Below are 20421 nucleotides of genomic sequence, written 5' to 3' on the forward strand. Positions count from 1 at the left end.
CCGATACTCCCGCCGCTCGGGTGCTGGTCGTCCAGGACGGCGACGGCGGGGCCGACAGGCGCGTCGTCGTCCCCGACTCGCTCGCGGCCGCAGCGGAGCGGTACGCCGCCGAGCGCGGGGTCGGCGCGGGAGAATCGCTGGTCGACCTCTCGCCGCGCCGGATCCAGATGCTCGTCGCGGAGGCGGGCGAGCGCGCGGCCGAGCGGACGGGCCGGGACCGGTTCCGTGAGGTGACCCCGCGCACGCTCCGCGGCACCTTCGCACGCCGCCTCCTCGTCGAGGAGGAGGTCGACCCCCGGATCGTCCGGGCGGTCGGCGGATGGGAGACGCTCGACGCGCTCGACCCGCACCTGCCGGAGCCCTCGGAGGGGGCCGTAGTCGCGGCGCTCGCGGACGACCGGGCGACCGGCGCCGCGGACGAGGTCGAGGATGGGTCGGTCGAGGGGGAAGCCGACCCCGACGAGCACCGGGCCGATGAGCGCCAGGTCGACGAGCGCCGGGTCGACGCGAGGCCGGGTTGGTTCGCGGCCGCCGTCGCGGCGGTGGTCGACGCGGACGACCGTCCCGACCTGCTGTCCGGCGTGCCGGCGGCGCTGGCGGCCGACCGGCGGTGGGAGGCGGCGTGGACGGCCACGCGCGAAGGTCGGGAAGGAGCGCTCTCCGTCGCCGCCGCTGCGGGAGAACCGGCCCCGCTCGACGCGGTCCGTGGGTCCGGCGGCGGGGACGGCGGGCGCGACGGGAGCGGAATCCCCTGGAACGGGGCGCTCGACCGCGGCGAACCGGTCGCGGGCACCATCGAGGCGGAGGGGTCGGAGCGCCCGGCGCTCGCGGTCCCGCTGGCGTACGCGGGGGCGACCGACGGCGTCTGCTGTGTGGTCGCGGCGGACGACCCGCCGACCGATCGGGAGCGGCGCGCGGTGGAGCTTCTCGGCCGCGTCGCGGGGCGCGGACTGACGGCGCTCCGCTGGCGCGACTTGCTCCACTCCGACGCGGTGTTGCGACTGGAGTTCCGCACGAGCGACGCGCGCGCGTTCCTCCCGGCGCTCACCGACCGACTCGACTGCACCGTCGAACTGGAGTCGACGGTCGTCGTCTCCGACGCGGAACTGCTCTGTTACCTCTCAGTCGAGGGCGCGCGCCCGCCCGCGGTCGCGGAGGTGATCGACTCCGTTCGCGGGGTCGCCGAGCCGCGAGTCGTCGAGACGCGCGAGGACGGCTGTCGGCTCTCGGTCGTCGTCTCGGGAGGATCGCCCGTCCGCGCGCTCACGCGCCGCGGGGCGACCATCGCGGAGGCGACCGCGGAGGAGGGCCGGCTCCGGGTCGTCGCGGAGGTGCCCGCGGGCACGGAGGTCGGCCCCATCGCGGACGGGCTCCGCGCGTCGTTCCCGGACGCGCGGCTCGTCGGCCGGCAGGTGGTGGACACGCCGCCGACCACGGGGGCACAGCTCCGCGAGACGGTCACGGAGCGGTTCACCGACCGCCAGCGCACGGCGCTGGAGGCCGCCTACGAGAGCGGTTACTTCGACTGGCCGCGGGACAGCACCGCGGAGGAAGTCGCCGACGCGATGGGCGTCTCCTCGCCCACGTTCCACAACCACCTCCGGAAGGCCCAGCGGGAGCTGCTCGAGGCGGTCTTCGAGCGGTAGGGCGCTCGAGGACGGCGTTCTCCTCGCCTCCGGCGGCGTTTCTCACGCGCTGCTCCGAGCGAATTTTTGATAATTAGATACGGGGCTTATTACCCATGATCTGTAGTGTACGACCGTCCCATGACAGAGGGTGACGCGGAACTCGAAGCGCGACTGGCAGAACAGGAGGTGTTCGAACCGCCCGAGTCGTTCGTCGAGCAGGCGAACGTCTCGGACCCGGGCATCTACGAGGAGTTCGAGGAGAACTGGCCGGAGTGCTGGGAGGGCGCGGCCGACCTCCTCGACTGGTACGAGGGGTACGACCAGGTCCTCGACGACAGCGACCCGCCGTTCTACGAGTGGTTCACCGACGGGAAGCTGAACGCCTCGGCCAACTGTCTCGACCGGCACCTCGACGAGCGCGGCGACGAGGCGGCCATCGAGTGGGTCGGCGAGCCGGTCGACGAGGCGGACCGGACGTACACCTACGAGGAGCTCCACCGCGAGGTGAACGAGTTCGCGGCCGCGCTGCGCGACATCGGCGTCGGCGAGGACGACGTGGTGACGCTGTACATGCCGATGATCCCGGAGCTTCCGGTCGCGATGTTGGCCTGCGCCCGCATCGGCGCGCCCCACAGCGTCGTCTTCGCGGGCTTCTCCGCGGACGCGCTCGCGACCCGGATGAACGCGGCCGACTCCGAGTACCTCGTCACCTGCGACGGCTACTACCGCCGCGGCGACCCCCTCGACCACCTCGGGAAGGCCGAGGAGGGGCTCTCGGGCGTCGAACACGAGACCACGACGGTCGTGGTCGACCGCCTCGGTCCGAACGGCGACGGCTTCGGCCACGACCTCGGCGACAAGCACGACTACGGCGACCTCGTGGCCGCCCACGCGGGCGCGGAGGTCGATCCGGTCGTCCGCGACGCCGAGGACATGCTGTTCCTGATGTACACCTCGGGGACCACGGGCAAGCCGAAGGGGGTCAAACACACCACCGGCGGCTACCTCGCGTGGGCCAGCTGGACCTCCCAGTCCGTCCTCGACATCAAGCCCGAGGACACGTACTTCTGCTCGGCCGACATCGGCTGGATCACGGGCCACTCCTACATCGTCTACGGGCCGCTCGCGCTCGGGACGACGACGATGATGTACGAGGGGACGCCCGACCACCCGGACCGCGACCGGCTGTGGGAGATCGTCGAGGAGTACGAGGCGACCCAGCTGTACACCGCGCCGACCGCGATCCGCGCGTTCATGAAGTGGGGGTCGGAGTACCCCGACGCCCACGACTTATCCAGCCTGCGGCTGCTCGGCACCGTCGGAGAGCCGATCAACCCGCGCGCGTGGAAGTGGTACTACAAGCACATCGGCGGCGAGGAGTGCCCCATCGTCGACACGTGGTGGCAGACCGAGACCGGCGGGATGATGGTCACGACGCTCCCGGGCGTCGGCGACATGAAGCCCGGATCGGCCGGACCGCCGCTCCCGGGCGTCGACGTGCGGATCGTCGACACCGGGGGCGATGAGGTCGAGGCGGGGCGCGCCGGCTACCTCACGGTCGACAAGCCGTGGCCCGGCATGCTCCGGACGCTGTACAACAACGACGAGCGCTACATCGAGGAGTACTGGGCCGAGTACTCGGACCTCGACAGCGACGACCCCGACGACTGGGTCTACTTCCCGGAGGACGGGGCGAAGATCGACGAGGACGGCTACATCACCGTCCTCGGCCGCGTCGACGACGTGATCAACGTCTCCGGCCACCGGCTGGGGACGATGGAGATCGAGTCGGCCATCGTCGGCGTCGAGGGCGTCGCGGAGGCCGCGGTCGTCGGCGGTCACCACGACATCAAGGGCGAGGCGGTGTACGCCTACGTCATCACCGAGGAAGGGTACGAGGAGAACGACGAGCTGCGCGAGCGGATCGTCGCGGGCGTCGAGGACGCCATCGGCCCCATCGCCCGCCCCGAACAGGTCGTGTTCACGCCCGACCTGCCGAAGACGCGGTCGGGGAAGATCATGCGCCGCCTGCTGGAGAACATCGCGGACGGCGAGGAGCTGGGGAACACCAGCACGCTCCGGAACCCGGAGATCGTCGAGGATATCCAACGGAAGGCCGGCGGCGACTGACCGACCACACCGTTTTTCGAGACGAACCGAGCGACGAACGACTCACACTCACACGCGACATGACAGACAATAGCTCACACGACACGGCTGAGGACGGCCCTCGAACCGACGGGGGCGTCGCCTCGGGTGCGGCACAGAAGCATCGGGAGACGGATTATCTGGGGTCGGAGGTGAACCTCCTCAACCCGAGTACGCCGTACATGCGCGAGCACCTCCGGATCGTCTGGACGGGGTTCGCCATCTGGGCGGTCGTGGTCTTCGGCCCGGTGACGGCCACGTACCTGGCGCCCGGCGCGATGACGACGACGATGCCGATCATCGGCTTCCCGCTCCACTACTTCCTCATCGCCATCGGTGCGCCCGGCGGCGCGTTGCTCCTGTCGGCCTGGTACGCTAGGCGACGCGACGAACTCGACGAGAAGTACGGCATCGACCACGGCGCAACGGAGGCTGACGCATGACGCTCCCCGCGGCGCTGCTCCAGAGCGAGCTGCTCCCGGAGGGGCTCAACGTCTCGTTCAAGATCCTCCCGGCGCTGCTCGTCATCGGCATGCTGCTTATCTTCCTCGCGATCGGCTTCGTCTTCCGCGTGGCCGACACCGAGAACATGTGGGTCGCCGGGCGCTCCATCGGCAACCTGGAGAACGGCATGGCGATCGGCGCCAACTGGATGTCCGCCGCGTCGTACCTCGGGATGGCCGCGCTGATCGCGACGGCCGGCGTGTACGGACTCGCGTTCGTCGTCGGCTGGACGACGGGCTACTTCATCCTGCTCATCTTCCTGGCCGCCCAGCTGCGGCGGTTCGGGAAGTACACGGCGCCGGACTTCGTCGGCGACCGCTTCAACTCCGACACCGCCCGCGCCATCGGCGCGGTGACGACGTTCCTCATCGGGTTCGTCTACGCGATCGGACAGGCGCGCGGGATGGGCCTCGTCGGGCTGTACATCTTCGGGGACCTCGGCTTCTGGGGGCTCAGCGGCTACCAGGCGATGGTGATCATCATGATGACCATCACCGTTGGCTACCTGACGCTCTCGGGGATGCTGGGCGCGACCAAGAACATGGCCGTCCAGTACGTCATCCTCATCGTCGCGTTCGTCGCCGGGCTGTACGCGGTCGGCTTCACGAACGACTACTCGACGATCCTCCCGCAGATCGAGTACGGCGCGCTGATCGCCGACCTGAGTGCCGAGTTCTCCGAACCCTTCGTCAACGCCAGCTACTACCTCTGGATCGCGACGGCGTTCTCGCTCGTCGTCGGCACGTGTGGGCTCCCGCACGTGCTGGTGCGGTTCTACACGGTCGAGAACGAGCGGACCGCCCGCTGGTCCACCGTCTGGGGGCTGTTCTTCATCTGCGTCCTCTACTTCAGCGCCCCGGCGTTCGCGGCGTTCGGAACCGACCTGTACAGCGAGAACATCGGCGCCGTCTACGGCGACCCCGGCATGACGACCGAGGCCGCGGACGTGATCGTCGTGTTGGCCGCGCAGCTCTCGAACCTGCCCGAGTGGTTCGTCGGCCTGGTCGCGGCGGGCGGTATCGCCGCCGCGATCGCGACGACCGCGGGCCTGTTCATCGCCGGCTCCTCGGCGATCTCCCACGACATCTACACCAACATCGTCAACCCCGACGCGACGCAGCGCCAGCAGGTGCTCGTCGGTCGCCTCAGCATCGTCGCGCTCGGCGTTCTCACGACGCTGGCGGCGCTCGACCCCGCGGCGCCCATCGCCGCGCTGGTGTCGTACGCCTTCTCGCTCGCGGGCGCGGTGCTCTTCCCGATGTTCTTCCTCGGCATGTGGTGGGAGAACACCAACCGCGAGGGTGCACTCGCCGGCATGACGACCGGACTCGTCCTGTGGTCGATCCCGATGGTCAACGAGGTCGTGCCGAACTACCTCGGCTACGACGCCGGCTTCGTCTACGTCGATGCGCTTGCGACGTGGATGCCCGCCATCGGCTCGGCGCTCATCGCCGTCCCCGTCGTCTTCGCCGTCACGATCGGGGTGTCGCTGATGACGGACGACCCGCCGCTGGAGACGAAGAAGATCGTCCGCCAGTGTCACAGCCCCGAACCGATGCGCCAGCAGCAGACCGCGGAGGACGTGGTCGCGACCGACGGCGGCGAAACCGGAGGTGACGACTGATGTACGAACGGATCCTGATCCCCACGGACGGCAGCAAGGTGGCTGAGGCGGCGGTCGACCACGCGCTGGACCTCGCCGCGCAGTACGAGGCCGAAGTCCACGCGCTGTACGTGGTCGACATCGACTCGATCAACCTCGGGCTCGGCACCGAACAGGTCGACCGGCTCAAGCAGGGCCGGTTCGACGAGATGGACGAGGTGAAGGAGCGCTCGGAGAAGGCGACCGGCGCCGTGGCCGAGCGCGCGGCTGAGCGCGGGATCGACGTGGTCGAACACGTCTCCGCCGGTCGCCCCCACAAGCTCATCGGCGACTACGCCGAGAGCAACGACATCGACCTGATCGTGATGGGGAGCCACGGCCGCGCGGGCGTCAAGCGCGCGCTGCTGGGCAGCGTCACCGAGCGGACGCTCCGCTCGACGCACGTCCCCGTCCTCGTGGTCGACTACGAGGAGGAGTAAGCTTCAGGTGGGTCGCCCACGACACCCTCCCGTGAGCGATCCCACGCCGACGTACCGACGGACGACGACTTTTTTCCCGCACCGACGACCGCGGAGGTCCCGCCGATGAGCCTCGGCGATCGCATCTCGGCGCACCTCCGCGAGAATCGCACCGGCATGGTCCACGACCTGCTGTTCGCGGTCGCGTGGGTCGCGTTCGTGACGGTGCTGACGAGCACCGTGTTCACGACCGCGCCGCAGTGGGCGTACTACCTGTTCATGCTCGCGGGGATCCCGGCGTACTTCGGCTTCTTCATCTCGCTGGAGATCGCCAAGGAACAGCAGGCGGCCCGCGACTGAGGTGCTGAGCGGTCGATACGGAACTACTCACCGACGAGTCCGTCAACGAGCGCGCGAAGCTCGGCGAGCGGATACTGCCCGGGTGCGGTCGCGTTCTCGGGGTCGACCGGCGCGTAGCCGATCCGCGAGCCGTACACGGGCGCGACCGCGCGGGTGTGTCTGCCCGGCTCGCCCATGCACATCGTCGCGACCGTGTGACCCGCCTCCGCGGCGCGGTGGGTCGCCTCCAGCATCGCCAGCGCGTCCGCGCGCACCTCCGCGGTCGTCGCCAGCTTCGCAACGTCGCCCTGAGCGGCCGCGTCGGCCAGCAGGTCCGCGAGCGCGTCCGCCGGCGGCGTGGACGCGAAATCGTGGACGGAGGCGATCACAGCGGCGTCCTCCGCGCGGACCGTCTCGCGGAGCGCGCGGGCGTGGGCCTGTTCCCCCTCGGGCGCGGTCCCGTCGAGCGCCGCCAACTCCACGTCGACTGCTCGGACCGCGTCGACCGCGGCCGCGGCCGCGAGGTCGTCCAGTCGGTTCGGCTCCGCCGCCTCGCCCCCTTCCCACGTCGCGCGGTTCGTGGCGATCACCGGGAGCTCGCCGTCGTAGTCGTCGAGCGCCACCAGCGGGTCGGCCGCCAGGTCCATTCGGAACTCCACGGCGTCGGCGTGCTCGCGGGCCGCCGGCTCCTCCGACAGGTCGGCGGTGCTCGCCGCCAGCACGAACTCGTCGAACATGCCCGACACTGCGCCCGCCGCCGACTTAGGTGTGTCCGCCGCGGACCGCGCCGTAGGTGGGCGGACGGGTGACGGACTGCACAGAAGCAGAAGCAGAAAACCAGAGAAGAAGAAAAACGGACCTACCGGATCAGGCGACGAGGCCGTCCTCGGCCTCCAGCAGCTCGTGGTAGCGGTTTCGGATGGTGACCTCGGAGATGTCGGCGACCTCCGAGACCGCCGCTTGCGTCGTCTTCTCGTTGGTGAGCAGCGCGGCGGCGTAGACGGCGGCCGCGGCGAGGCCGACCGGCGACTTGCCGGAGTGGACGCCCTTGTCCTTCGCGTTGCGGAGGAGCTGTTTGGCGCGCATCTCGGACTCGTCGGAGAGCTCCAGGTCGGAGGCAAACCGCGGGACGTACTGCTCGGGGTCGGCGGGCTTGACCTCCAGCTTGAGCTCGCGGACGACGTAGCGGTAGGTGCGGGCGATCTCCGACTTCTCGACGCGGGAGACGTCCGCGATCTCGTCGAGGCTGCGCGGGACGCCGGCCATGCGGGCGGCTGCGTAGACGCAGGCGGTCGAGACGCCCTCGATGGAGCGACCGGGCAGGAGGTCCTCCTCCAGCGCGCGGCGGTAGATGACGGAGGCGGTCTCGCGGACGTTGTCCGGCAGCCCCTGCGCGGAGGCCATGCGGTCGATCTCGCCGAGCGCCTGCTTGAGGTTGCGCTCCTTCGAGTCGCGGGTGCGGAACCGCTCGTTCCACTTGCGGAGCCGCTGCATCTTCTGGCGCTGGCGGGCGCCGAGCGAGCGGCCGTACGCGTCCTGGTCGCGCCAGTCGATGTTCGTCGACAGCCCCTTGTCGTGCATCGTGTTGGTCGTCGGGGCGCCGACGCGGGACTTCTCGTCCTTCTCGCGGGAGTCGAACGCGCGCCACTCCGGCCCGCGGTCGACCGAGTCCGCCTCGACGACGAGCCCGCAGTCCGCACAGACGGTCTCGCCGTGCTCCTCGTCGGTGATGACGTTCCCGTCGCACTCGGGACAGGTGAGGCTCTCGGCCTCGCTCTCGCTTTCGGTCTCGTCTTCCGTTTCCGTTTCGTGGCGGGCGGATCGGCCCCGCACGTGTGATCGTTCGCTCATGGGTGTATGGGTCCCCCGGACGAACCGATAGAAGCCGAGGAAGGTCTTACGGAGTGGATGCGAGGCCGACGCATAAAGGGACCGGAATCGGTCCGCCCCGCGTCCCGCGGTCTCGACCGCTCTCCGTGCCCGACGCGACTCCCGAGCACGGCCCCGACCGGACGGCCGACACGAACGCGATCGCGCCGACCAAAGCGCCCATGTCGCCGGCCGCCCTCACCCCGCCAATGACGGACCCACGCGTCGTCTCGCTGGCGCCGAGCGCGACCGCGACGCTCGCGGCGATGGACGCCGCGGACCTGCTCGTCGGCGTCACGACGCACTGCGAGGTCCCGACGGCTCCGGAGCGCCGCGGAACCGGCGACGCCTCGCCGACCCGGATCGGCGGGTGGCTGAACCCTGACCCCGAGCGCGTGGCCGCGCTCGACCCGGACCTGATCCTCACCAGCGACCCCCTGCAGGCCGACCTCGCCGAGGAGTTCCGCGACCGCGGCCACGCCGTCCACCACGCCGAGCCGGCGACGCTGGACGAGGTTCTCGACTCCTTCGCCGATCTGGGCGCCGCCGTCGACAGGCCGGCGGCCGGTCGCGACCTCCGTGCGCGCGCCCGGGACCGCCTCGACCGCGTCGCCGACGCCGTCGCGCCCGCGGTGGCCGAGTGCGGACGGTCTGTCGTCTACTGTGAGGAGTGGTCGGATCCGCCGATGGCCGCCGGCAACTGGGTCCCGGACGCGGTCCGCGCCGCCGGCGGCCGCTACCCCTTCGTCGACGCGGGCGAGCGCTCCCGGGAGGTCGCCGGCGAAGTCGTCGAGGCCGCCGACCCGGACCACGTCGTCCTCCACGTTTGCGGCCGCGGGGAGCGCTCCGACCCCGAGACTGTCCGGAGCCGCGACTGGGACATCGACGCGCCGGTCCACGTCGTCGACGACGACCTCCTCAACCAGCCGAGTCCGGCGTTGATCGACGGCGTGGAGCGGCTCGCCGAACTCCTCCATCCGGTGGTCGACGCCGACCGGAGGATCCCGCCCGGAGCCGACACCGATTTGTGACACCCACCCGGAGCCGACACCGATTTGTGACACCCACCCGGAGCCGCCCTCATGCACGTCGCCGTCGGTAGCGGCAACCCGGTGAAACGCGACGCGGTCGAGCGCGCTCTCGCGGCCGGCGGGGACACCGTCGCTCGCGACGCGACGGTCGAGGCCCAGCCCGTCCCCTCGGGCGTGAGCGAACAGCCCCGCGGCCACGCGGAGACGATCCGCGGCGCGGAGACCCGAGCGCGGAACGTGCTCGCCGAGGGCGACTACGACCTCGGAGTCGGGCTGGAGGGCGGCGTCGCCGCGTTCGACGGCACCGACGGGCTGTTCCTGATCATGTGGGCCGCGGTCGACGACGGCGACACGGTCGGCCGCGGCGCCGGGCCGAGCATGCGGCTCCCCGCCGAGATCGAGCGTCGCGTCGCCGACGGCGCCGAACTCGGGCCGGTGATGGACGACGTGCTCGACGCCGAGGGCGTCGCCAGAAGGGGCGGTGCGGCGGGCGCGTTCACCGGTGACCGCGTCGACCGCACCGCGGCGCTGGAAACCGCGGTCGCGGGCGCGCTGGGACCGTTCGTCACGAAGCTCTACTGATCGCCTTCCCACCCGCGCCCTTTTGACCGATGCCGCGCCAGACGCCCCGTGCCCGACTTCGGGCGCCGGGACGGAACGCGGGTGCGCGGCACGGACGTTCCGGTGATCGACGAGTCCGTGTCGCCTGCCAGCCCCGACGGCCCGGGTGGCTCACTCGTGGAGCGGCTCCGCCTCGCTCGCGTCCGCGCTCTCCTCGACCGCGGTCGTCAGCGAGACGTTGAGCACCAGCATCGACACGATACCGCCGACCACCGTGACGACGTTCTTGAGCGCGTGGTCCAGCACCGCCGCGCCGAACGCCACCGGGAACGTGATCGGCGTCAGTCCGATCACCAGCACCGTGAACGCCCCCTCGTAAAGGCCGATACCGCCCGGAGACAGCGGGAGCACCTTCGCGAGGTTGCCGACGCTCACGGCGAAAAAGCAGACCGCGAGCAGCGTCACCGGGTCCAGCCCCACGCCGAACGCCGCCAGCACCAGCGCCGCCACGAGCACGTCGATCACCCAGATGACCACGCTCGAGGCGCCGACGCGGGCGAACGCGGCCGGATCGCCGCCGACTCGCTGGACGTCGCCGACGAACCGCTCCAGCACCGTCGCCACGTACTCGCCGTAGGAGTCGTCGCTGACGGCTTCGACGAGCGCCCGAACGCGGTTCGCGTCCGAGCGCGCGGACAGCACGATCCCGATGACCGCGCCGACCGCGGCGAGTCCGACAGCCATGGCGACGTACACCGCGACGCGGCCGGCGTCGTCGCCGCCCGCGACCGCCACGAGTACCTCGGCGAACTGGCCGGACGCGGCGTAGCCGACCAGCACCACGCCCGCCAGCCCCGCGAGCGTCAGCAGGTCGAAGACGCGCTCGGCCGCCAGCGATGCGAATCCGGAGGGATACGGGATCCCACGGCGCACCTTCACGACGTACGCGCGCACCGCGTCCCCCATCCGCGCCGGGAACACGAGGTTCCCCGTCTGCGAGATGAAGATCGCGCCAGTCAGGAACCCGGTCCGCTCGTGAAACCCGAGCTCACGGAGGATGTCACGGTAGCGGTAGCCGCGGAGGGGCCACGACGCCGCGTACAGCACCGTCGCCGCGACCACTAACTCGGTGTCCGCACGCCGCATCTCCGCCAGTACGGCACCCAGATCGAGGTACTGCGTCATCAGCGCCGCCGCGGCCACCACCAGCAGGAACCCCGCGGCGGCCGTCTCCCGGCGACCGACGCGGGGCGCCACCGAGAGCTGCCACCAGAGCCGCACGATCTGCGACCCCATACCGACCACGTCACGGATGAGGTCGACCTTCGTGTCGCCCTTCGGCTCCCAGTCGACCGGGAACTCCTTGACCGCGAGCCCCGCGCGCTGGGCGCGCACCAGGAGCTCCGTGTCCCAGAACCAGTGGTCGTCCTCGATGTCGTCACGAAGTCGCTCGAACGCCTCCCGGGACAGCGCCTTGAAGCCGCACTGATGGTCCCGGAGGTCCGACCGCAGCACCGTCCGAACGAGCAGGTTGTAGCCACGCGAGGGGACCCCGCGCTTCGCCGGCCGGTCGGCCTCGTTCCCGGGCATCCAGCGCGAGCCCGTGGCCACGTCGTACTCCCCGGAGCGAACCGACTCGACCAGCTCCTCCAGGTGTCGCATATCGGTGGCCAGATCCGTGTCAAAGTAGACGAGCGTCTCGCCGGAGGCGGTCGCGAACGCGTGCTCGAGCGCGCCGCCGCGACCGAGCCGCTCGTCGCTGTGGTGGTGGCGAACGCGATCGTCCGCGTCCGCGAGCCGTTCCGCGATCTCGGGCGTCCGGTCGTCGCAGCCGTCCTCCGCGACGATCACCTCGAAGGAGTCGGTCGGGAGGAACTCGCCGAGCGCCGACAGCGCCATCTCCACGGTCCCCTCGATCGTCGCCTCCTCGTTGTACGCGGGAAGGACCACGCTTACGGTCCGGTCCCCGGACGACCCGGTCATTGGCCAATCCTGGCCGCGGCGGAGATAAGTACCTTCTGAAGCCGCGGGGTTCGACCGACGTACCGGAACCGGCGTCCAGCCCCCCCGATCCGTACGACTTCGCCCCAAAAACCGCACGCAGGAGGCATGTTAACCACGTCTACCAAACGCCCTTTCCGAGGTGGAGCCGTTCGACACGGTATGAGCACCACCACCGCGGCGGGGACGGCCGGTGCGGCGCTGACCGACAAGCAGGCGCGGATCCTCGCATATCTCCGGGAGAACGCCGGCGACCGCACGTACTTCAAGTCCCGGCTCATCGCGGACGACCTCGACCTCTCGGCGAAGGAGGTCGGCGCGAACATGAGCGCCGTCCGCGACGCCGTGACGGACCTCACGATCGAGAAGTGGGGGTACTCCTCGGGGACGACGTGGATGGTCTCGGCGTAGGCCGCGCCGCCCGACCCGCCGACGCGACGCTTTTGTCTTTCCCCCACCTTCCGTGAGGCATGTACGACGCCATCCTGTTCGACATGGACGGCGTGTTGCTCGTCGGCGCCGGCACGGACCCGGGCGTCTACCGGATGGCCGCCCACGACGCACTCCGCGAGGTCGGCGTCGACCCGCCGACCGTCTCCGACGGCCACGCCGAAACCCTCGAGGCCGTTCACTACTCCGACGAGATGGCGACGGCGTGCGACGCGCTCGACGTCGACCGCGACCGGTGGTGGGCGGCCCGCGAGCGGAACGCCTCCCGACGGACGAACGCACGCGTCCGGTCGGGCGCTCGTCGGCGGTACGACGACGTGGCGGCGTTGCCCGACCTCGCGTCGGACCGGCGGCTCGGCCTCGTGAGCAACAACCGGCACGCGACGGCCGCCTTCGTCGCCGATTTCTGTTTCCCCGGCGTCTTCGAGGCGGTCGTCGGGCGGGAGCCGACCGTTGCCGACTACCGACGACGGAAGCCGGAGCCGACCCTCATCGATCGCGGGCTGGGTACCATGGAAGCGACCGCAGGGCTGTACGTCGGTGACCGCGAGACCGACGTGGTCGCCGCGGAGCGCGCGGGGCTCGACACCGCGTTCGTCGAGCGACCGCACAACGAGTCCTCGGACCTCGATGCGGACCCGACGATCATGGTGGAGTCGCTGTACGACCTCCGTGACCGTCTCGAGCGCTGACGGCAGGGGATCGTGCGGGACGGGCCGAACACGGAAGCGGAGGGGGAACGCGGCCGTGACGCACCGCCGGAGCGGTCAGGGGTCGTATCGAACGTAGTCGGCGGCCGCGTCGGCGAACTCGACCGCTTCCGGGCCGAACGACTCCGCGTGACGCACCACGAGCGTGATAAGGCGTTCCGGCTCACGGAGGGCGTAGCCACGCTCACGGACCAGCAACCCGGCATCGGCGAGGTCCGCGGCCGCGCCACTTATCGTCGGCCGGGAGACGCCGAGCTCGTCGGCGATGGCGGCGCCCGTCGCGTCGGGGTCGCGCAGGAGGGCGAGGATCAGCCCGCGGGGCGTCTCCCGTCTGAGGTAGCCGAGCGCCCGCTTGTCGACCGCGTCGAACCGTCCCGCGGGGAAAACCCGCCGGTAGTCACCGTCTTTCACGGACTCGATCGCGCCCGCGGATTCGAGCTTGCGGAGGTGATGCTGGGCCTCGCCGGTCCCCAACCTGAGGTCGTCGCGCAGCTTCGAGAAGTGCGCGCCGGGCGTGGTCGCGACGTACCCTTGGATGGCCTCCCGCGTCTCGTTGGCGTCCTCGTCGGGAGCCGCTGCCGCGCTCCCGGCGGCGGCGAGCGGCGCGGCTCCGAGCGCGGCGAAGCGCCGCAGCGTGGCCCGTTTCCGCTCGTCGACGCCGTCACTCATCGTCCGAAGGTGGACGAGCGCCGAGTAAAAGGGCTTCGTTCGCCGTGTGCGTTAGTGACACGAGAAGGAACCACACCCGTCTAGGGCCGACGGCCGATCCTCCGAACGGGAGTGACCGTCACTCCGTCTCGGGTTCCGCTTCCGCGTCCGCCTCGGGGACTTCCTCGTCCATCTCCTGGATGACTTCGTCGGCGGACTTGATCCCCGATTCGCCGCCGGCCTTGACCTTTTCTGCCTCCTGTTCGAGCTCTTCGACGTTCATCTCGGCCGCTTCGTCTATCTGGCCGAGGATTTCGTCGATGTCGTCGAGACCGAGCATCTGCCGGGTCTCCTCGTCGAACTCCAGCCCTTCGAGCCCCTCCGATTCGGTGGCCACGTCGGAGCCGGTGAGGTGTTTCCCGTACCGGCCCACCAGACTCGTCAGCTCCTGCGGGAGGACGAAGGTCGTGGACTCGCCTTGGCCGATGGCCTCAAGCGTCTCCATCCCGCGCTCGATGACGGCGCGCTCACCCATCGACTCCGCGGACTTCGCGCGGAGGACGGTGGAGATGGCGTCACCCTGCGCCTCGAGGATCTGGCTCTGCTTTTCACCCTGCGCGCGGATGATGTTGGACTGCTTTTCCCCCTCCGCCTGCTCGACCGCGGACCGGCGTTCACCCTGCGCTTCGAGGATCATCGCGCGGCGGCGGCGCTCCGCGGAGGTCTGCTGCTCCATCGCCTGCTGGACATCCTTCGAGGGGTTGACCTCGCGGACCTCGACGCTCTCGACGCGGATCCCCCACTCGTCGGTGGGCTCGTCGAGCTCCTTCCGGATCTTCGCGTTGATCTCCTGCCGCTTGTTCAGCGTGTCGTCCAGCTCCATGTCGCCGAGCACCGCACGGAGCGTCGTCTGGGCGAGGTTCGAGACGGCTTTCTTGTAGTCGTCGACCTCGAGGAACGCCTTCTTGGCGTCCATCACCTTGATGTAGACGACCGCGTCGGCGGTCACCGGGGAGTTGTCACGCGTGATCGCCTCCTGTCGAGGGACGTCGAGGGTCTGCGTCCGCATGTCGAACGGGTAGGTGCGGGAGACGAAGGGCGGAATGACGTTGATGCCCGGTTCTAGCAGCTTTCTGTACTCGCCGAACACCGTGAGCGCCTCCTTTTCGTACGCGTCCACGATCTCGACGGACTGCCAGACCGCGACGACGACCAGAAGCAGAAAGAGCAGGCCGACGCCCGCCAGTCCCACGTCGAGTTGGAGGGTAAGGAACTCCATGTACACACGTTAGCATATCCAAACATAAGGGTTGGCCCGAGGGGATCGACGAGCTGATCCCGCGAGCCGACCGACCGTCCACTCCGTTTCCCTCAAACGGCACACAGCCCGATCCGGTTCCTGATCGGCGCAGGGTTCGACCTGACCCAGTCGTCGTCGGACGCCACTGGGACCGGTCAGACGCCGCCGTGGTTGGTCAGACGCCCCCGGATCCGGTTTCCCTCTCGGCGTCTCGGTCGGCTTCCCGCTCGGGCTCGCCACTTTGCTCGGTCTCCGCGGCACGGGCCGACCGTTCCCGATCGGCCGCGAGCTCGCGGTCGATGTCGTCCTCGACGACGCCCAGCGACTCCACGGTCACCACGTTCCCCCCGCCAGGGTCGACCACCATCACCTCGGTTCCCTCCTCGATCTCGCCGTCGAGCGATCGCGCCGAGTAGTAGGGGTTGAACCCGCCGGCGTCGAGTTTGACCTCGCCCTCGGTGGGGGTGACGCGCTCCGTCACGCGGCCGGTCTCGCCCTTGAGCGTGCCGCTGTCCCGCGTCTGCTGTTGGCCTTTTCCCCCGTAGAGGTCGAGTTCGTGATAGCCGTAGAAGGCGACCGCCCCGAAGACCAGTATCAGGAGACCGAGCAGGAAGGGACTCGCGAGCGGACCGAGCACGAGCCCGACGAGGCCGGCACCCAGCAGAGCGATCCCGACGACGATGAAGTTCGCGCCCGGCGCCACCGCCTCCGCCATCGAGAGCAGCAGTCCGGCCGCGAGCAACAGCAGCGGGAGGGTCTCCGGGCCGATAAGGTCCAGCTGGACGAGCAGTTCCATGGTCCCGCTTCGGGAGCCATCCGATTAAGTTGTGGCCCGGTCGCCGCGCTCGCCGTGAGCAGGGCGATCACGGAGCATCGCGCCCCTCCGTGCAGGCGGTCAGTCCGCGGCGGTCGCGCGGTCGGCTCTCGGCGCGTCCGCGAGCCTGTCGAGCGCGTCGACCATCGCGGCGACGCTGGCGCGCGTGATGTCCGCGTCGGAGGCCTCGACGGAGACCGAACGGTCGCCGTGGGAGAGGTCGACCGCGACCGTCACGACCGCGTCCGTTCCGCCGGTGATGGCGTCGACGTGGTAGGCGTCGAGTTCGAACGCGGCCAGGTCGCCGTCATCCGGAAGCGCGGTCCTGACCGCCTCGACCGCGGCGTCGACCGGCCCGGCGCCCGTCCCCGATGCCACCCGCTGGTCGTCACCGACGCGCAGACGGACGGAGGCGGTCGGGAGGCCGGAGCCGGAGGTCGCCGAGAGGTCCACCAGCTCGACGTGGCGGTCGCGGTCGCGGCCCTGCACGTCCTCGGCGATGGCCAGCAGGTCCGCGTCCGTGACGCGCTTGCCGCGGTCGCCGAGATCCTTGACGCGCTCGACGACGGCGTCGAGTTCGTCCTCGGTCGCGTCGACGCCGTGCTCCGAGAGCGCGGCGCTGACGCCCGCGCGCCCGGCGTGCTTGCCGAGGACGAGCCGTCGCTCCCGACCCACCGTCTCGGGCGGGTAGGGCTCGTACATCGCCCCGTCCTTGAGCGTGCCGTCGGTGTGGATGCCCGACTCGTGGGCGAAGGCGTTGGCGCCGCAGACCGCCTTGTTCGGCGGGAGAGCGACGCCGGTGGCGTCCGCCACGGCCCGGCAGAGGTCGTAGAGCCCCGACAAGTCCACCGTCTCGACGCCGTAGACGCGGTCGAGCGCGACCGCGACCTCCTCCAGGGCGACGTTGCCGGCGCGCTCGCCGACGCCGTTGACGGTCGCGTGGACCGTGTCGGCGCCCGCCCGGAGGCCGGCGTGGACGTTCGTCATGCCGAACCCGAGGTCATCGTGCGTGTGGAGGCTCGTCGGGCCCAGTTCCGCCAGCCGCGAGACGACCTCGCGGGTGCGCTCGGGGCCGGCCGCGCCCACCGTGTCGCAGTAGCAGACGCGGTCGGCGCCGGCGTCGAGCCCCGCGCCCATCAGACGTTCGAGGTAGTCGAGGTCCGCGCGGGAGCCGTCCTCGCCGAGCACCTCGACCCAGAGGCCGTGGTCCTTGGCGTATGCGACGAGGTCAGCGGTGCGCTCGACGACCGCGTCGCGGTCGCTGCCCACCTTCGTCTCGACGTGTCTGTCGGAGGCGGGGACGACGAGGTTGATGCCGTCGACGCCGCAGTCGAGCGCGCTGTCCACGTCGGCGCGGACGCCGCGGGCGAAGCTCGTCACGGTGGCGTCGAGGCCCGCGTTCGCCACGCGCCGGATCCCCTCGCGCTCACCCTCGGAGGTGCACGCGGAGCCGGCCTCCACGAGCGGGACGCCCGCGGCGTCGAGGTCGCGGGCGAGTTCGAGTTTCTCCGCGGGCGTCAGCGAGACGCCCGGCATCTGCTCGCCGTCGCGCAGCGTCGTGTCCAGCAGCTGGACGCCCTCGCTGTGTACGGCCTCGGAGAAAACGGTCGCTACGTCGGTCCCGTCGTGCGCGTCATTATCGCGACGCGCGCGGTCGTCGTCACCGGAGAATTTCGCGGCCAGCCGCCGTGTGGCGACTTCCTCTATCCTCCGAATGACTGGAAACGTCTCGGGTCATTCGTACTCGTGTGGTTGTGACACGCACGGATAAGTTCGCGGGTCGGGACAGATATGGCGACGGCCGGTGCGGAGCGTTGCGGTTCGGGTCGGTTCTGACCCCATTGCGGGCTGTAGCGGTGTGGAGGCGGTCGGCGCGCGCGACCCCGACGCGCGCGAGGGAGGCGGCGGCGCGGCCGCATGCGGTGCGGTGCGGTTTCGCGGCCGCGCCGTCGCCGAGGCTGGGGAGGTTCGAGGCTGCTGTGCGGTCGCGGTGCTGTGCGGGGCGGTGCTGCGCGGTGCGGGGCGGTGCTGCGCGGTGCGGGGCGGTGCTGCGCGGTGCGGGGCGGTGCTGCGCGGTGCGGGGCGGTGCTGCGCGGTGGGTGGGACTGAAAGGGGCAGCCGGCTCGATCCGGCCCCGGTGCCTCAAGCACTCGCGCTGGGCGGTGTCTCCAGCGTCGCCGTGAGCGCGGTGCGGAGCGAACGGCGGCTCGAAAATCTCCGATTTTCGGCGCGCTACTGCACGCTGGAGGCTAGCGAGACGCGGTTTGTCTCGCCAAGCGGAGAAGCGCGAGCGCGCAGAGCGTGCCGCGGCGGGTCGAGCCGGCTGGGGCTTTCTGGGCGTTGCTGTAAACCGCAGCAGGAGCTAAACCCGAGTCAGAAACAGAAAAACCGCACACGTCGTACAGAGAATCAGCGAGAGATCTCGCAGCAGATTCAGGACGACTATTCAGATAACGCCCGTATAGCTCGCGACTTCGCGGGCGGCCGGCTCGCTCATCCCGCCGGCGAGGATCGTGTAGCGGTCGCGGATCTCGTGGGCGGTCGTCAGCGCCTCGATCACCTCCTCGTCGCTGACGCCGAGATCGGCCGCGGTCGTGGGCGCGTCGATGCTCGCCAGCGCGTCGCGGATGGCGCTCCACTCCCCCTGCTCGCCGCTGTGGAGGAACTCCGTGAGGATGGATCCGACGCCGACCTGATGCCCGTGGAGCGCCTTCCCCGGCGCGATGCGGTCGAGCTGGTGGGAGAACAGGTGCTCCGCGCCGGAGGCCGGCCGCGAGGAGCCCGCGATGGACATCGCGACGCCGGAGGAGACGAGCGCCTTCGCGACGATCCACGACGACTCCTCCAGCCCGGGCCGGATCGAGTCCGCGTTCTGGACGAGCAGCTCCGCGGTCATCTCCGAGAGCGCGCCCGCGTACTCCGAGTACTCCACGTTGCGCAGCCGCCGGGCGAGCCGCCAGTCCTTCACGGCGGTGTAGTTCGAGATGATGTCCGCGCAGCCGGCGGTCGTCAGCTCCCACGGCGCGTCCGCGAGGAGTTCGGTGTCCGCGACGACCGCGAGCGGGGGGTCCGCGGCGACCGAGTGGCGCGTGTCGCCCTCGGGGATGGAGGAGCGCCCGGAGACGATGCCGTCGTGGGAGGCCGCGGTCGGGACCGAGACGAAGCCGACGCCGAGGTGGTCGGCCGCCATCTTCGCGGTGTCGATGGGCTTGCCGCCGCCGAGCGCGACGAGGTAGCCGGGGTCGACCGCCTCCGCCGTCTCGATCAGCTCCTCGACCGCGTCGAAGGAGGCCTCGTCGACGACCGCGGTCGCGGGATCGTCGAACTGCGCCCGGACGCGGTCGCCCGCGAGCTCGTTCGGCGTCGGGCTGGTGACGACGAGCGGCCGCCCGGAGAGGTAGAGGTCCTCGACGGCGCCCCCGAGGTCGTCGAGCACGCCGTGACCCAACAGGACGCTCCGCGGGAGCTTGATCCACGTCGACTTGTCGAACATACGGGAGGCGACGCGGGGGAGTTTCAAAGGCGTTCCTCTTGATCCGGGAGGGTGGTGGGACGGAACGCGTACTGGAGTGAGTGGTGGGCGCTCTCAGAACGCGCTCGAGACCTGCTCGCGATACGTCGTTTTCTGTGTGATCGACCGTTCTGCTGTGCTTGGTGCCAACAACCAGAAAGCCCTCGACCGCTCGCGGGCGCTCAGCGACATATCGGCGCCTCTCCGGCGGGCGAGACAAACCGCGTCTCGCTGCTCTCCAGCGTGCAGTGGCGCGCTGGAGACACCGCCCGGCGCCGATAGGGGTCGTCTGAGCGCCCGCGACCGGCCTCGCCCTTTCAGTCCGCCACGCGTGGTTTGCGGAACTGGTCGTCGCGGTCAGTTGCTCGGTGATTCGCTACACCGGCTGTCGGGTCGAGCGTGGCCTCACGCCTCCCCAGCCTCAGCCGCCCGCGGCCTCCGCGTTGCTCCGGCCGCGGGCGGGCTTCCCTCGCGCGCGTTGCTCGCGCGCGCCAAGCATGGGACAGCCACCGGGGCGATGCGTCGAGGAATGAGCGATCAGCCTGCACTCACGGCGGGAGTTGTTCGTTATCCCTGAAAGACGTTCGTCCGGCGTGCGGTCAGGGGGGCGGTGCGGTCGGCGCGCGAGAAACGCGCGAGGGAGGGCGTGGGCCGGCCGCCTGCGGTGCCTTGTGGTTTCGCGGCCGGCCCGCGGCCGAGGTTGGGGAGGTGTGAGGCTGCTGTGCGGTGCGGTCGCGGTGCGGGGCGGTGGGTGGGACTGAAAGGGGCAGCCGGCTCGATCCGGCCCCGGCGCCTCAAGCACTCGCGGCGGGCGGTGTGGAGAGGCGCGAGCGCGCAGAGCGTGCC

At 70.5% G+C, this 20421-nt stretch carries 18 protein-coding genes; 10 read left to right on the forward strand and 8 right to left on the reverse strand.

All coding sequences use genetic code 11. From position 1 onward, the window contains the following. The 6 genes from AN233_RS04265 to AN233_RS04290 all read left to right on the forward strand — a co-directional run. Positions 1-1646, forward strand: a 1646-nt coding sequence (locus AN233_RS04265) for a bacterio-opsin activator domain-containing protein (protein ID WP_245626010.1), incomplete at its 5' end; no start/stop codon positions are given. Positions 1647-1766: 120 nt separating this feature from the next. Then, positions 1767-3758: an acetate--CoA ligase gene (acs, locus tag AN233_RS04270; protein WP_058365611.1), complete on the forward strand. Its 1992-nt coding sequence runs from the start codon at positions 1767-1769 to the stop codon at positions 3756-3758. A gap of 59 nt (positions 3759-3817) precedes the next feature. Continuing rightward, on the forward strand, positions 3818-4219 hold the full coding sequence (locus tag AN233_RS04275; protein ID WP_058365612.1) for a DUF4212 domain-containing protein: 402 nt from the start codon (positions 3818-3820) through the stop codon (positions 4217-4219). Continuing rightward, entirely contained in the window at positions 4216-5904 is a 1689-nt protein-coding gene (locus tag AN233_RS04280) for a sodium:solute symporter family transporter (RefSeq protein WP_058365613.1), read from the forward strand. The genes AN233_RS04275 and AN233_RS04280 overlap by 4 nt, the downstream gene beginning before the upstream one ends. After that, the gene (locus tag AN233_RS04285) at positions 5904-6362 is read left to right on the forward strand and encodes a universal stress protein (RefSeq protein WP_058365614.1); all 459 of its coding nucleotides are present in this window, start codon (positions 5904-5906) and stop codon (positions 6360-6362) included. Before AN233_RS04280 ends, AN233_RS04285 begins: the two co-directional genes overlap by 1 nt. A 105-nt stretch (positions 6363-6467) precedes the next feature. After that, a complete protein-coding gene (locus tag AN233_RS04290) occupies positions 6468-6701 on the forward strand; it encodes a hypothetical protein (RefSeq protein WP_058365615.1) in 234 nt (77 codons plus the stop codon). Between the two features lie 23 nt (positions 6702-6724). Here the strand turns inward: AN233_RS04290 and AN233_RS04295 are convergent, their stop codons facing one another. Together AN233_RS04295 and AN233_RS04300 are read right to left on the reverse strand one after the other, a co-directional pair. Beyond that, positions 6725-7417: a type I 3-dehydroquinate dehydratase gene (locus AN233_RS04295; protein WP_058365616.1), complete on the reverse strand. Its 693-nt coding sequence runs from the start codon at positions 7415-7417 to the stop codon at positions 6725-6727. Positions 7418-7547: 130 nt separating this feature from the next. After that, positions 7548-8531, reverse strand: coding sequence for a transcription initiation factor IIB (locus AN233_RS04300; RefSeq protein WP_058365617.1), 984 nt, complete (start codon positions 8529-8531; stop codon positions 7548-7550). A gap of 227 nt (positions 8532-8758) precedes the next feature. On the opposite strand from AN233_RS04300, the gene AN233_RS04305 reads away from it, so the two are divergent. Continuing rightward, complete coding sequence (locus tag AN233_RS04305; RefSeq protein WP_058365618.1) at positions 8759-9580, forward strand: helical backbone metal receptor; 822 nt, start codon at positions 8759-8761, stop codon at positions 9578-9580. Between the two features lie 51 nt (positions 9581-9631). Then, positions 9632-10162 carry a DUF84 family protein gene (locus tag AN233_RS04310; protein WP_058365619.1) on the forward strand — a complete coding sequence of 177 codons (531 nt, stop codon included), beginning with the start codon at positions 9632-9634 and terminating at the stop codon, positions 10160-10162. A gap of 150 nt (positions 10163-10312) precedes the next feature. Here AN233_RS04310 and AN233_RS04315 read toward each other — a convergent pair whose 3' ends face one another. Beyond that, the gene (locus AN233_RS04315; protein ID WP_058365620.1) at positions 10313-12124 is read right to left on the reverse strand and encodes a flippase-like domain-containing protein; all 1812 of its coding nucleotides are present in this window, start codon (positions 12122-12124) and stop codon (positions 10313-10315) included. A gap of 180 nt (positions 12125-12304) precedes the next feature. Between AN233_RS04315 and AN233_RS04320 the strand changes: the two genes are divergently transcribed. Continuing rightward, on the forward strand, positions 12305-12553 hold the full coding sequence (locus tag AN233_RS04320) for a DUF7123 family protein (RefSeq protein ID WP_058365621.1): 249 nt from the start codon (positions 12305-12307) through the stop codon (positions 12551-12553). 59 nt (positions 12554-12612) lie between these two features. Continuing rightward, positions 12613-13284, forward strand: a complete 672-nt coding sequence (locus AN233_RS04325; RefSeq protein WP_058365622.1) for an HAD family hydrolase — start codon at positions 12613-12615, stop codon at positions 13282-13284. 75 nt (positions 13285-13359) lie between these two features. On the opposite strand, the gene AN233_RS04330 is transcribed toward AN233_RS04325, so the two are convergent. From AN233_RS04330 to AN233_RS04350, 5 genes are all read right to left on the reverse strand, one after another. Then, positions 13360-13971, reverse strand: a complete 612-nt coding sequence (locus tag AN233_RS04330) for a winged helix-turn-helix transcriptional regulator (protein ID WP_058365623.1) — start codon at positions 13969-13971, stop codon at positions 13360-13362. Positions 13972-14089: 118 nt separating this feature from the next. Then, entirely contained in the window at positions 14090-15229 is a 1140-nt protein-coding gene (locus AN233_RS04335) for an SPFH domain-containing protein (RefSeq protein ID WP_058365624.1), read from the reverse strand. Positions 15230-15425: 196 nt separating this feature from the next. After that, positions 15426-16046 (reverse strand): NfeD family protein, encoded by a 621-nt coding sequence (locus tag AN233_RS04340; RefSeq protein WP_058365625.1) that lies wholly within the window; start codon positions 16044-16046, stop codon positions 15426-15428. A gap of 99 nt (positions 16047-16145) precedes the next feature. Next, positions 16146-17747 (reverse strand): 2-isopropylmalate synthase, encoded by a 1602-nt coding sequence (locus AN233_RS04345; protein ID WP_094192402.1) that lies wholly within the window; start codon positions 17745-17747, stop codon positions 16146-16148. 763 nt (positions 17748-18510) lie between these two features. Further along, positions 18511-19557 carry an NAD(P)-dependent glycerol-1-phosphate dehydrogenase gene (locus AN233_RS04350; protein WP_058365627.1) on the reverse strand — a complete coding sequence of 349 codons (1047 nt, stop codon included), beginning with the start codon at positions 19555-19557 and terminating at the stop codon, positions 18511-18513. Positions 19558-20421 lie beyond the last annotated feature (864 nt).

Origin of the sequence: Haloparvum sedimenti (assembly GCF_001462205.1) — an archaeon.
Classification (GTDB): domain Archaea; phylum Halobacteriota; class Halobacteria; order Halobacteriales; family Haloferacaceae; genus Haloparvum; species Haloparvum sedimenti.

Bases quoted from the DNA above. Each gene is read 5' to 3' on its own strand.
- acs (WP_058365611.1), top strand. From the start codon at position 1,767: ATGACAGAGGGTGACGCGGAACTCGAAGCGCGACTGGCAGAACAGGAG.
- AN233_RS04275 (WP_058365612.1), top strand. From the start codon at position 3,818: ATGACAGACAATAGCTCACACGACACGGCTGAGGACGGCCCTCGAACC.
- AN233_RS04280 (WP_058365613.1), top strand. From the start codon at position 4,216: ATGACGCTCCCCGCGGCGCTGCTCCAGAGCGAGCTGCTCCCGGAGGGG.
- AN233_RS04285 (WP_058365614.1), top strand. From the start codon at position 5,904: ATGTACGAACGGATCCTGATCCCCACGGACGGCAGCAAGGTGGCTGAG.
- AN233_RS04290 (WP_058365615.1), top strand. From the start codon at position 6,468: ATGAGCCTCGGCGATCGCATCTCGGCGCACCTCCGCGAGAATCGCACC.
- AN233_RS04295 (WP_058365616.1), bottom strand. From the start codon at position 7,417: ATGTTCGACGAGTTCGTGCTGGCGGCGAGCACCGCCGACCTGTCGGAG.
- AN233_RS04300 (WP_058365617.1), bottom strand. From the start codon at position 8,531: ATGAGCGAACGATCACACGTGCGGGGCCGATCCGCCCGCCACGAAACG.
- AN233_RS04305 (WP_058365618.1), top strand. From the start codon at position 8,759: ATGACGGACCCACGCGTCGTCTCGCTGGCGCCGAGCGCGACCGCGACG.
- AN233_RS04310 (WP_058365619.1), top strand. From the start codon at position 9,632: ATGCACGTCGCCGTCGGTAGCGGCAACCCGGTGAAACGCGACGCGGTC.
- AN233_RS04315 (WP_058365620.1), bottom strand. From the start codon at position 12,124: ATGACCGGGTCGTCCGGGGACCGGACCGTAAGCGTGGTCCTTCCCGCG.
- AN233_RS04320 (WP_058365621.1), top strand. From the start codon at position 12,305: ATGAGCACCACCACCGCGGCGGGGACGGCCGGTGCGGCGCTGACCGAC.
- AN233_RS04325 (WP_058365622.1), top strand. From the start codon at position 12,613: ATGTACGACGCCATCCTGTTCGACATGGACGGCGTGTTGCTCGTCGGC.
- AN233_RS04330 (WP_058365623.1), bottom strand. From the start codon at position 13,971: ATGAGTGACGGCGTCGACGAGCGGAAACGGGCCACGCTGCGGCGCTTC.
- AN233_RS04335 (WP_058365624.1), bottom strand. From the start codon at position 15,229: ATGGAGTTCCTTACCCTCCAACTCGACGTGGGACTGGCGGGCGTCGGC.
- AN233_RS04340 (WP_058365625.1), bottom strand. From the start codon at position 16,046: ATGGAACTGCTCGTCCAGCTGGACCTTATCGGCCCGGAGACCCTCCCG.
- AN233_RS04350 (WP_058365627.1), bottom strand. From the start codon at position 19,557: ATGTTCGACAAGTCGACGTGGATCAAGCTCCCGCGGAGCGTCCTGTTG.